The organism is Yersinia sp. 2553 StPb PI, assembly GCF_052217105.1.
GTDB lineage: Bacteria > Pseudomonadota > Gammaproteobacteria > Enterobacterales > Enterobacteriaceae > Yersinia > Yersinia enterocolitica_E.
On sequence record NZ_JAZGPX010000002.1, the window covers coordinates 2887742 to 2899797 of the forward strand.

Sequence of the window (12056 nt, forward strand, 5' to 3'; positions counted from 1 at the left end):
TTGATAACAACACCGCGAAAAGTGGGATTTTGCCCGCCATCCATACGAAATTCAAGATGGGGTCAGGCCAAGTGTATTTGAACAGGCTACCTGAATTAGGCGGTCAATCCGCCGTCCAATACCAGTGTTTGCCCGGTCATATAGCGGCTGTCATTGCCTATCATAAAAGCACTGACACGGGCGACTTCTTGCGCATCACCTAAACGCCGTAGTGGTATCTGTTTACGTAAGCCTTTTAAGGCATCGGCAGGCATCGCGCGCGTCATATCGCTGTCGATTATCCCCGGCAGCAGGCAATTAACCCGAATACCAAAACGCCCCATCTCCAGCGCCAATGAGCGACCAAGGCCAATCATTGCGGCTTTACTGGCACCATATGCGCTCTGCCCGACATTGCCTTTGATAGCGGTTACCGACGACATCAGCAAAACTGCGCCCTCGCCCTGCATGATCATCGGCGGCAATAGGTGCTTATTCCAATAGAAGATAGCGTTCAAATTGGTGTTCATCACATTGCGCCAGTTATCGCCATTTTGCTGAATATGCAGGCCATCACCAGTAATACCCGCATTATGGATTACCGCGCCGGGCGCACCATACTTCTCCAGCAGTTGTGGCGCGAGGTGGTCGACATCCGCTTCATCGCTACCATCACAACGATAGTGGGTTACCCAGCCAGGCAGGCCGGCACAGCTTTCTATCACATCGTGACTCTGTTGCTCACCGCTGCGCCAGGTAAAGACCACATTCCACTCTTTGGCCAGTTCTTCGACCAAAGCACGGCCAATACCACGACTGCCACCGGTAATTAATACCCATTGCCTACTCATAATATTATTTCTTCTGTTCTGCCAACTTCTGGCAAAGCTCGCCTAAAGTCATATCTGGATTTTCCATAAACATTTCCGCATTCAGCGTCGCCCCGAATTCGCGCTTTGCCAGCACCATCAGCTCGACATAATCAAGGCTGTCGAGTTTTAGCTGATGCAGCGGCATATCCGGCGACAATGCCGACATTTCCAGATCTTTGGCGTCAGATAACATTTCACAAACGGTGTCATAGACGTGTTGATACTTTTCCATGGTCTTATCCTTATTTAGTGCGCGGCTAATGGCCACGTTTTTAATGTTACAGCGGTGGTAATTAATGCCCCAGCATCTAAGCGGGCCTGAATAGCGGCGCGCAATACCCAACCATCATCGGCATTACCGACGATAAGTGTTGGCTCGATGCTGTAGCGCAATGCGCCACGGACAAATAAATTTGGGTTATTGACGCCCATAAATTCAGCACTGAAATGCACGTCATGGTGAGTCTGGATGACTGGCACATGCTTAAAGACATCAATCAAGGTGTCAGCCTGAATGCCCGGTAACACCTGTTTTGCGGTGGCTAGTGTTTGTGGGGCGGCGACTAATAACTTAAACAGCAACGTATCGAAAAAACCCCAACATTCAGCAGGTTGCGTGGCATCTCCTGGATACTGTTGGCTTAACTGATGAAGGTTATCCGCCGAGAGGACCGACCAATGCTCGCTTTCTGACAATACCAACGCCGGTGCGCTGCGCAATTTGCTGTTAAAACAGTTTTCGCCGCTGCCAATATCCACCAGATTGCCACTGGCCTGGCTAGCCCCTTGCTCGAGTTGCAGGTAGTAGGGGGTATTGCACAGAACCGGCTGACGTAAACGGGTGTTAAAACGCAGAAAATCCGTTGCAGGCAAGCAGGGTAATAACCCAGCACTGAGCTGATATTTGATATCTAACATCGCACGCATACCATGTACGGTAAGTGCCTGTTGGCCGAACCGTTGTGCATGTTGCAGATCAAAATGGATCGGATTGTAATCGCCGGAAAACGCAGCCCAACGCTGTGCATCACTGAGGGTGTAGTTGAATATCATGCTCAATCCAGCCCGATAACCAAGGCGGCATTGGCGCCCCCAAAACCGAAACTCAGGTTTAGGGTATTGCGCAGTGCTTTAGGTCGATGCCCCTCGCTGATGTAATCAAGGTCGCACTGTGGATCAGCATTTTTCAAATTACAGGTGGCGGGCATTATCTGATGCTCAAGCGCTTGCAGACAGATAATGGATTCAAAACTGCCCGCCGCCGCAATCAGATGGCCGGAATAAGATTTGGTACTGGACAGTGGCGTGGTATAAGCCGCTTCGCCAAAGGCCTGTTTAATGGCCTGAGTCTCATTGAGATCGTTAAGCTGGGTCGAGGTGCCGTGCAAGTTCACATAATCAATCTCATCAGCACTCAAACCGGCCTGTTGCAAGGCGTGACGGATAGTCTTCACCCGCGCCACCCGATCTTCCGCCGGTGCGGTGAAATCAAATGCATCAGAGTAGTTACCGTAACCTTTGATCTCACCGAGGATGGTCGCACCGCGTGCAATCGCACCTTCTCGTTCTTCCAAGCACAGTACCGCCGCACCTTCAGACAGCACAAAGCCGTTGCGATCCAAACTAAACGGGCAACTGGCTTTGGTGATATCGTCTTGCTCGCGCGCCAGTGCACCCAGAATATCGATATTCCATACTGCGGCATCGCTGCGCAATGATTCACCCGCCCCTGCCAGCATCATTGACGCCCGACCACTACGGATAATTTCAAATGCATCACCGATGGCAATGGTCCCGGTAGCGCAGGCAGCAATCGGGGAGTTCTGATAGCCGCGTAACCCCCAGTACAGGCTGCACGCCGCAGTGCCCGCATTAGGCATTGAGAGGAAGCAGCCAAAAGGCGTACCCAGCCCGGTTGCCAGATAACCTTCATAGTTATCATGTGTTTCATCCTGCCCCGCCCAACCGCTACCAATGATGGTTCCGCAGTCCAACAAGTCATAATAAGCCTCAGGAGATTGCTCGGCGAAGGCCATCCCCATCGCCTCTTTCGCTGCCGCCAGTACCAAACGGGCATAACGCGGTAGGCGGCGGCGGATAGCCGCAGGCACTGATTTCAGATTCGGCTCAGCCTCAAGCAAACCAAAAAAGCGCGACTTGATACCCTGCTCAGATTTATCGTAATAACGATAACCCAATTGATAGTCCATAATCGCCGCCCAGCTCTGCTGTGCCGTCATGCCCATCGGGGTCACGCTGCCATAGCCGGTTACCACCACGCGGCGCTGTTTATTTGTATTTGTCATGATTTAATTCCTTTACTTTCCCTGCTGTTATCAACACCCCCCCCTAGCGCCAACCACAGTTTCATGGTGGCATTTAGGTAGTTATATTGAAGTTCGAGCAAATTGGTTTCACTGGTCAGCAGGGCATCCTGCGCATCCAGTAAGGTCTGAAATGAGACGGCACCTGCTTGATATTGGCTGTTAGTCAGGATTAGCCGACGTTGGCTGAGTTGCAGGTTTTGCCACTGATTCTGTTTTTGTTGCTGATAGCTCAGCCGTGCCGTCATCGCGTCATCGACATCTTTCAAGGCGCTATAAACCTTGCTGCGAAAATCAACAGCCGCCAATTTCACTTCCAGCTTTGACTGCTCGATGGTGAGCTGCACAGTGTTCCACTGGAGGAAAGGCAGCGCGCTGTTGACACTGAGTGTCCGGCTCGGGTTGCTAAACCATTGTGAAAACACCGCGCTACCGGCATCTAAACTCGCTCCTAGCGAAAGGGTCGGGTAGAAATTCAGCTTGGCAACATCAGATCCGGCCAAGGCTGCACGCAAGCGCCATTCGGCAGCCTGCACATCAGGCCGTTGAGCAATCACCTGTAACGGTAAACTTTCCGCTATCGCAACTTGCTGTTGTAAATCCAATGACTTGCGTTCGGCCTGACGATAATCAGGCGCGCGGTTAAACAGCAGTGCCATGGCATTACGTGCAGCTTCCCGCAGTTGTTCGAGATTTTGATACTGATTTTGTCTATCCAGCAGGGCTTGTTGTGCCTGCAATAGTTCAATTTCACTGGCATCCCCCGCCGCCAGACGCGAGCGCACAATGTTGAGCGTATCTTGCGAAATAGCTAACGCCGCCTGTTGGTAGCCCAACTGCTGGTTAAATTTAGCAATCTGCCAATAGAGATCCGCAGTGGTCCCAATCAGTGACAGTGCAGTTTCTTGTCGATCTTGTTCGGTCGCATTGACCAGCCAGGCGGATTGCTCACGGGCGCGGGCCAGTTTGCCCCACAAATCCAGCTCGTAACTCAGACCAAGCGAGGTGCTATAGCTTTCTCGCGGCTGGGTATTTTCATTCAGCGAACGGGTATTACTGCCCGCACCGGTCATGGTGATATCCGGTGTCAAATTGGTATTGGTCAGCCCTGCCGTCAGGCGCGCCTGCTGTAACTTCAGGCCAGCAGCAGCTAAGTCATTATTACTGACCAACATCCGACTGATGCTGTCAGACAGTTGTGGATCATCGAAATTTTCCCACCAGTGCACACTGTGATGCAGGTAACCCCCGCCAGTATCTTTAACCCGCCACTCCTCGGGAACCGACAGCATGGGGCGCTGATAATCGCTTTTCAGTGATGAACCGCAGCCGGTTAACAGCAGCATGATAAGTCCTACATTAATCAGTCTGCTCATTCTCGTGCCAGTGCCTCGGTTGGGTGCAAACGGGCGGCATTGCGCGCCGGGAAAAAACCAAACCCTAGCCCGATAAGCGCAGAGAAACTGCACGCCAGCACTAACGGCGGCCAGGTAAAAATCATAGTAAATTCTTGGGTAACCCACGAGAAAATCACCCCCGCCAGCGCCGAACCGATAATCCCAATCAAGCCGCCGAGAGTACAGATAACCACCGCTTCAATCAGAAACTGGATCATGATGTCGCTGGGGCGAGCACCAACTGACAAGCGAATACCAATTTCATGGGTCCGTTCAGTCACTGACACCAGCATAATATTCATCACCCCAACCCCACCCACCAGCAACGAAATCGCGGCAATGGAAGTGATTAACAATGTCATCGAATCAGAGGTTTTCTGAATCGCTTTGCTCATCTGGTCATTGCTTAGAATGAAAAAGTCCCGCTGGCCGTGGGCCATATCCAGCAGCGTTTCAACCTCGCGCTGCACCTCATTCAGGTTGTAACCCTCACGTACCCGCACGGTGATTGATTCGAGTGGAATATCACCTGAAATGCGCTCGGTGAGTGAGGTATAAGGCATCCAAGCGGCCAATAACCCGCCAAATGACGAACCATTACGCTTGGCGATCCCGATCACCCGCAGAGGAATACCATCGAGTTGAACAATTTCGCCAATCGGATTTTCCCCAACAGCAAACAGGGTGTCACTGAGTTCAGGTTGCAAGATAACCACCGGCTCACGCGCATTGACGTGGTGCTGGGTAAAACCATCGCCCACAGTAAAACTTAGCCCTTTTACTTGAAAGAAACCGTTACTGACCCCAGAGAGCGAAATCATCACTTGTTTGTCGCCACGCACCGCGGCAACCATCTTGCTCACCACCGGTGACACGCTATCGACATAGGGTTGTTGGCTAAGTAATGCCACATCTGCCTGCGTGAGTGCGCGCTCAAAATCAGGGCGCGGTTTATCCCAGCCCAATCCGGGACGAATATCCAGATTACTGGTACCCAGTTGACTGATTTCACTTAGAATTTCTTGACGCGCACCTTCGCCCACCGCCATGGAAGAGACCACCGATGAGATGCCGATAATGATGCCCAACATCGATAAGAAAGCACGGATACGATGCCCGAGCAGTGAGCGCCAGGCCATTTTGATAGCTTCCCTGACACTCAACCACCAGTGTGGCCGACCCGTTGCCAGTGTGGCGGGTAACGCGGCGTGAACAGCCTCCGTCTCAGACGCCTCATTATGGCGATCAGCAATGATTTCACCGTCGCTTATCTCAATAATGCGCTGGGCCTGATTAGCGATATTACGATCATGGGTCACGATAATAATGGTGTGGCCGGACTGATGCAGGCCATGCAATATTCCCATCAACTCTTGCCCACTGGCTCTGTCGAGCGCACCGGTCGGCTCATCGGCCAAAATAATACCGGCACCATTCATCAGAGCGCGGGCAATACTGACACGCTGCTGTTGCCCGCCCGAGAGCTGTGCTGGTTTGTGTAACAGGTGCTGACCAAGGCCTAAGCGGCGCAATAAATAGGTCGCACGCTCCTGACGCTCAGCAGATGGCATAGCAGTGTAAAGTGCCGGAATGACCACATTCTCCGTTGCCGTCAGATATGGCATCAGGTGGTAGCGCTGAAAAATAAAACCGATGTACTGGCTTCTTAATTGCGCCAGTTGCTCACTGCTGGCCTGCCGGGTAGAGATGTTATGAATCGACATCTCCCCCTGCGTTGGCTTATCAAGGCAACCAATGATATTCATTAGCGTCGATTTACCTGACCCGGAAGCACCGATGATCGCCACCATTTCGCCGCTACCAATAGACAGCGAGATATCTTTAAGGACCGCGACCGATTGGCTACCCGACGCAAAATGGCGATAAATGCCATTAAGTTCGATCAACGGACATGGTGAATCAATGGTATTAGCGCGCATTAGTGACTCCCGAAGGTGCACCCATTAGCACCACCTGATCACCTGGCTGTAAGCCTTCTTTTACTTCGGCATATTGATCATTACGCAGACCGAGCAATACCTCACGAACCACCGTTTGTTTGCCTTGGATGACCTGAACCTGATAGCGTTTATCTGACTGTTGACTCCCCAGCGCTGATAGCGGTACTCGCAACACATTTTTCGCCTGCGCGGTGATAATGAATACCTGCGCCGTCATTGATGTGCGCAATAGTCGCTCACGGTTGGCAATGCTGAATATGCCGTTGTAATAGACGGCAGAAGGTTGCTGACTGTTAGATGTGACGGAACTCTCTTCGCGCAAGCTTTCTGCCGACGCTTCCTGAATAGCATCCATCCGGCTCTCATAGCGGCGCTCGGGGTCAGCGACCACATAGAACCATAGTGGCTGCCCAACGCTGACTTTGAGAATATCGGTTTCTGAAATACGGGTGTGAACCGTCATGGTATCGACATTCGCCAGCACCAAAATTGTCGGCACGGTTTGCGAGGAAACAATGGTTTGCCCCTCTTTGGTGACAATCCCCAGTACTTCGCCGTCAATCGGCGCCATGATGCGGGTAAAACCCAGATTGGCTTTGGCGGTTTCCAGTGACATTTGGCTTTGCACAATTTGCGCTTCGTTAACGTGCAATTGTGCTAACTGGCTGTCGTATTGCGCCTGTGCTTTTTCTAGCGCACTTTTCACACCAGAACCTTCCGTTGCCAAAGTCTGTTGACGGCGAAATTCAAGTAGATATTGGCGTAACAATGCTTGGCTTGCCTGCTTTTGTGCCTGCGCGCTCTGTAATTCAGCTTCCGATTTACGTAACTCGTTTTGCTGCAAGGTCGGGTCTATTTCAGCTAACAATTGGCCACGAGTGACGCGATCGCCCTGTTTAACATAGAGTTTGGTTAGCTGCCCGTTGACCTGCGCGCCGACATTCACCTGCAATGAGGGTTTTAAGCTGCCGGTTGCCATGACGTTTCGTTCGATATCACCGCGACCAATAGTTTCGCTTAATTGCGGTACGTCCTGCTCGCTATTAGATAACCACAGCACTACCCCACCGCCGATAACTAACAGCAGTGTAATAAGCAGGATCAAGAGTAACCGTGGTCTGTTGTTCACTATGTTTATACGCATAATTAACCTGCAACCGGTGTCAGGCGGCTTAATGCCGCAGATTGCGCAAAACGCGCCAACTGACCGTCATTTAAGCGGAAAACACTGTCAAACATGGGTAAGACACTTTCACTGTGTGTCACGGTGATCAGTGTTTTCTGATATTCCTGGCAATGTGCCAATAAGGTCTGCATCACCTGATGGGCGGTATCTTCATCCAGATTGGCAGTAGGTTCATCTAACACCAATACCGGGCAATCGCTGTACATCGCTCTGGCCAGCAATAACCGCTGACGCTGGCCTAAAGAGAGTGCGGCATGGCTTTCACGTACCAAAGCGCTGAGGCCACCGGGCAACTTATCGATAACCGGGGTTAATTGCAGCCCTTGGAGTGAACGTTCAATACGTTGACGTTTTTCAGCATCGACATGCCCATCAAACAAAGTGATGTTTTGTAATACCGAGGCATTAAACAGGATATCTTCCTGGCTTTGCAGGAAGAACAAGGCATGGGCCTGCTGAAAATCTACCGGCTCCCCATCCACCAATACCTGCCCTTGCTGTGGTGGCATCAACCCCGCCATCACTTTCAACAAAGTACTTTTGCCCGCACCAGATTCCCCGATGATCGCCACACTTTGCCCACGCGTCAGTGACAGCGACAAATTGCGCAATACCGGCTGACTGGCGTCATAGGCAAAACGGATATTCTGATAGACCAATTGGCGGGTAAATGCCGGGATCGCCGGTGGGATCGGTGAATCGCTGCTTGAGGGTGTTGCCTCCCCAGCAGGGAACAGATCACGGGCACGGATATCAATGACATGCAGTTGGTTTTTCTGCAAAATCGCATAGAAGATCTTGGTGATATACGAGGTAAAGATCTCACGGACAAAGCTATAGGCAAAGAATTCCCCCAAACTCAGCGTCCCCTGCTTCAACAACGGCAACGCCAGCAGCATAAAGAACACCATTTCCAGGCTGCCGATCAGTTGATACAGACTATTTTTGACCTGATCGTAAATTTTTTTCTTCTGTAACGCACTGAATAATGAAAGTGCCAGACCGGCAAACACCCCTTGGCGTTGACTGGCCAAACCGGCTGATTTAATAGTGGAAAATCCCTGAATGGTTTCCAGAATAAAATCACTTTGCTCAGCACCTTTTACTTGTAACTGTTGGGTGTAATAACGGTCACGGTAGATGGCCCAAATACTGATAAGCCCCATCAGCATCACGCCGACGGCAGAAACCATCGCCAGCACCGGACTCATATAGCACATCACCGCCAGCGCAATAGCACCGATTATCCAGTCGGTACGCAGGCCGTTATCCAGTTCTATTTTTTGCGTAGCCGCCATTTGCCAGTTGGAGAAGCGGCTGAAAATATCACCCGGTGCGCGTTTATCAAAAAAGTTAAGTGAATGACTGAGCAAACGGGAGAAGCCGGCGACACTATTTAGCACCACAAAGTGTTTGATATAACGCTCGGTGATGTATCGCACGCAAAAAGCAAGTGACGTTGAGACCACAAAAGCCAATAGGAAATAGAAATAGGGGAAGTCTTTATCACCTGCAGAAGAAAATACGTCATTAATGGCGCTACTGACCATGGTCGGCATGATAAACAGCGTCAGCGAGATCAAAAATGCCAGCGTCATCAGCCAGTAGATGCCACGAACACTGGCGGTCTCTTTCAAGCTCATGCAGTCCAGTGCGCTCAATCGCGTACTGTGTTCAATTTTCTTCACCGCCTCTGGGTCTGCCGGTGTTTCTGGATCCAACACCAAGGCATAACCGCTAATTTCCGCTTTCAAAGCATCCATTGGCAACAATTGCTGACCGATTGCCGGATTCATCACACAGACATAGTTGCCTTTACGGTAAGCAAGTAACACGTAGTGGTTCGCGCCATAATGCAGAATGGCGGGCAGTGGTAAGGCAGACAGCTCCTGATGTTCAAACACCACCGGGTAAGCGGGTATCGCCAATTCAGATAAAATAGTACAAAGCGTAGCCAATGAGGTGCCATGCGCCGAGGCAGGATAACGCTCCCGTAAGCTTTCCAACGGCGCGTTGATGCCTTGCGTCTGTGCCAGCATCGCAATACAGGCTAAACCGCATTCATTGGTTTCGCTTTGAAAAACCTGGGTCGGGATTATCTTTTCCATTTTCTACTATTCTTTATGAGTGCCATTATTCGTTAATAAAAAATAACGAATGTGAGTGCCATAACAGCCAATCTTGCGGATGTTGCGTCATTGATGTTTCAATCAATTCGGGTAATTTACTTTTCACTTCTCGCGCGCTAAGTGCAGGATAAATATTTATTTTTATTTCTTTGTCGTAGTACAGATAATAAAAAACCACCTGCGCTGAAAGTGCTCTGGCAAGGCGAATAATGCCACTGTGTAAATTGGCTGGGCGGTTGAACAATTGGCAGGGTATTTTTGCCGTTTCAGCCATCTGGTTATTGACGGTGTAATCCGGCGTAATATCTGGGAAAATCATAATATTGCGCTTATGCTCGGCCGCTTCCATGATGGCTTCCATCAAGTTACCGGCGATTGCACGGCTGTCAGCATGGATGGAACAATAGGAAATATTTACCCCGCCCATCTGCCGCGCCTGCTCTTCATACGCCTCGGCACTGGCTGATACCACCACGGTCGCCTGCCCCGGATAAGCATTAGCCCCCACCATGCCAGCGAGCACATCAGAAACCATATGCAGCGGCGCTAAAATAACCGGTGAGCCGGCCTCATGCAGTGCACGAACCTGGCTATCTAACTGCTGAGTACATGCTGCTAACTGAGCTAAAACCCGCCGGTTTTGGCCATAAGTCGCTGCCAGCTCCAATACCTGACGGCGCTGGGCGGTACGCATAAAATTCTGTGCTGATGGACTATTGTCACCATTCAATAAACACTGGCTGTTCGCCGCCGCCACTCGCGCCAGATTCTTCTGTCGCTTTGGCATCAAGCCTAAAGCCCGGCGCAAAGCACCGAGCATCAGTAAGAAACGATAATCACCGTGCCGTAACAGCCAGCAAGCCAGCCTGGCTTGCCCGCGGGCAAGTAACCGCCCACTCAAAGCCAGCTTGTCGAGCTGGTTTCTCCAGGCAAAGTAACCCCATACGGCTAACAGTCTCATTATTTCTCCAGCGCCTTATCGTGCTCGAGTAATGACAAGAGATGATCTGAGAACGCTGGGAATTCCCTGTCCTGCAACGCTATCCATTTTTTACCGACAATAAAGCTCGGGGTGGCGTCTATCTTGTAATGCGCAGTCACTGCCGTCATATACGCGATCAATTCTTTAACTTCAGCTGACTGGCTTACTTGCTGATATTGGGCAACATCAATGCCATTGGCTTTTAGCCAGGTTTCGAGTTGGCTGTTATCACTCAGGTCAATGTTGTCTTCCAGTACCGCTTTGTAGGCACTTTGGCGATGCTGCGGTTCAATACCCATGACGGATAAAGTGGCGAAAATAGGTGCAAAACGCCCCAAGCCGGTGGTTTTATCACTGCTGATATGCAGGCGAACAAAACGCGTCCCTTCTGGCATGCGGTTTTCTAATTGGGTGACATTCTCTTCATTGATGGCGCAGTAATGGCAGCCATAAGAGAAGATCTCAATAATAGTTTTATCGTCTTTGATTGGGCTGTTTTCAACTTCACTGTTGCTGACAGCGAATAGGGTTTCCTGTTCATCCTGATTAAGAACGAAATAGTGGAAATAGGCCGTTGTTATCAATGAAGAAATAAGGATAACTAACAGTGTATAGCCTATAAAAAATCCCTTACTCCTAAACATATTTTTTTCAGTAGACATAGATTCAGTTCTATTCACAATCAGAGTTCAGGTAAGACATAAACAGAATCAAATAACATTTATGCCCACGAAATAATCTTTCTAACATTCAATTAATGCGAAAATTCTTGAATTTAAGCATCGATGACACATTTGAATAAATAAGTCAGGCAAGTACAGAAATCCCTCCCGCACTTGCCTGGGATACTATTAAATATCGATAAAAATTAACAAATACTTAATTAACGGCAGTTAGCAATGTTGCTAGGTGCAGAAGTAGTGCTTAATACTTTACCGTGTTTGTCAGTACAAGTAGTTACTGCCATGCAAGTTGCAGTTGTACCGCTAGTCTGCCACTGGAAAGTATCTTTACAAGTTTGACCAGTACCGCCAACGATTGTATTTGCAACTGCCATGTTCATTTTTTTCATGAGAAAATCCTTAAAAGAAAAATTTATAGCCTATTTATTTAATAGCCCATTGAAGTATGCGTTTCATTTTTAGGTTGTATACCCGTCATACTTCAAGCTGCATGTGTGTTGGCTACGCTCAATAACCCGAATCGCTTACTCATGTAAACTCATC

At 49.9% G+C, this 12056-nt stretch carries 11 protein-coding genes; all 11 read right to left on the minus strand.

Features of this window, described 5'->3' with window-relative positions; all coding sequences use genetic code 11:
- Positions 1 to 95: 95 nt before the first annotated feature.
- The 11 genes from V2A84_RS14795 to V2A84_RS14845 all read right to left on the minus strand — a co-directional run bounded on the left by V2A84_RS14795 (position 96) and on the right by V2A84_RS14845 (position 11902).
- Positions 96 to 830, minus strand: a complete 735-nt coding sequence (locus V2A84_RS14795) for an SDR family NAD(P)-dependent oxidoreductase (protein WP_083160353.1) — start codon at positions 828 to 830, stop codon at positions 96 to 98.
- Between the two features lie 4 nt (positions 831 to 834).
- The gene (locus V2A84_RS14800; protein WP_042568505.1) at positions 835 to 1083 is read right to left on the minus strand and encodes an acyl carrier protein; all 249 of its coding nucleotides are present in this window, start codon (positions 1081 to 1083) and stop codon (positions 835 to 837) included.
- Between the two features lie 14 nt (positions 1084 to 1097).
- A complete protein-coding gene (locus V2A84_RS14805; RefSeq protein ID WP_442848934.1) occupies positions 1098 to 1904 on the minus strand; it encodes a hypothetical protein in 807 nt (268 codons plus the stop codon).
- A 2-nt stretch (positions 1905 to 1906) separates the two neighbouring features.
- Positions 1907 to 3157: a beta-ketoacyl-[acyl-carrier-protein] synthase family protein gene (locus V2A84_RS14810; protein ID WP_442848935.1), complete on the minus strand. Its 1251-nt coding sequence runs from the start codon at positions 3155 to 3157 to the stop codon at positions 1907 to 1909.
- The gene (locus V2A84_RS14815) at positions 3154 to 4551 is read right to left on the minus strand and encodes an efflux transporter outer membrane subunit (RefSeq protein WP_102970466.1); all 1398 of its coding nucleotides are present in this window, start codon (positions 4549 to 4551) and stop codon (positions 3154 to 3156) included. Before V2A84_RS14815 ends, V2A84_RS14810 begins: the two co-directional genes overlap by 4 nt.
- Complete coding sequence (locus V2A84_RS14820; RefSeq protein ID WP_083160359.1) at positions 4548 to 6512, minus strand: ABC transporter permease; 1965 nt, start codon at positions 6510 to 6512, stop codon at positions 4548 to 4550. The genes V2A84_RS14815 and V2A84_RS14820 overlap by 4 nt, the downstream gene beginning before the upstream one ends.
- Entirely contained in the window at positions 6502 to 7677 is a 1176-nt protein-coding gene (locus tag V2A84_RS14825) for an efflux RND transporter periplasmic adaptor subunit (protein WP_083160361.1), read from the minus strand. The genes V2A84_RS14820 and V2A84_RS14825 overlap by 11 nt, the downstream gene beginning before the upstream one ends.
- 2 nt (positions 7678 to 7679) lie before the next feature.
- Positions 7680 to 9827 carry a peptidase domain-containing ABC transporter gene (locus V2A84_RS14830; RefSeq protein WP_442848936.1) on the minus strand — a complete coding sequence of 716 codons (2148 nt, stop codon included), beginning with the start codon at positions 9825 to 9827 and terminating at the stop codon, positions 7680 to 7682.
- A 25-nt stretch (positions 9828 to 9852) separates the two neighbouring features.
- Positions 9853 to 10809, minus strand: coding sequence for an ABC transporter (locus tag V2A84_RS14835; protein ID WP_083160365.1), 957 nt, complete (start codon positions 10807 to 10809; stop codon positions 9853 to 9855).
- Entirely contained in the window at positions 10809 to 11492 is a 684-nt protein-coding gene (locus V2A84_RS14840) for a DsbA family protein (RefSeq protein ID WP_227746561.1), read from the minus strand. The genes V2A84_RS14835 and V2A84_RS14840 overlap by 1 nt, the downstream gene beginning before the upstream one ends.
- Positions 11493 to 11713: 221 nt before the next feature.
- Positions 11714 to 11902 carry a DUF4762 family protein gene (locus tag V2A84_RS14845; protein ID WP_005167317.1) on the minus strand — a complete coding sequence of 63 codons (189 nt, stop codon included), beginning with the start codon at positions 11900 to 11902 and terminating at the stop codon, positions 11714 to 11716.
- Positions 11903 to 12056 lie beyond the last annotated feature (154 nt).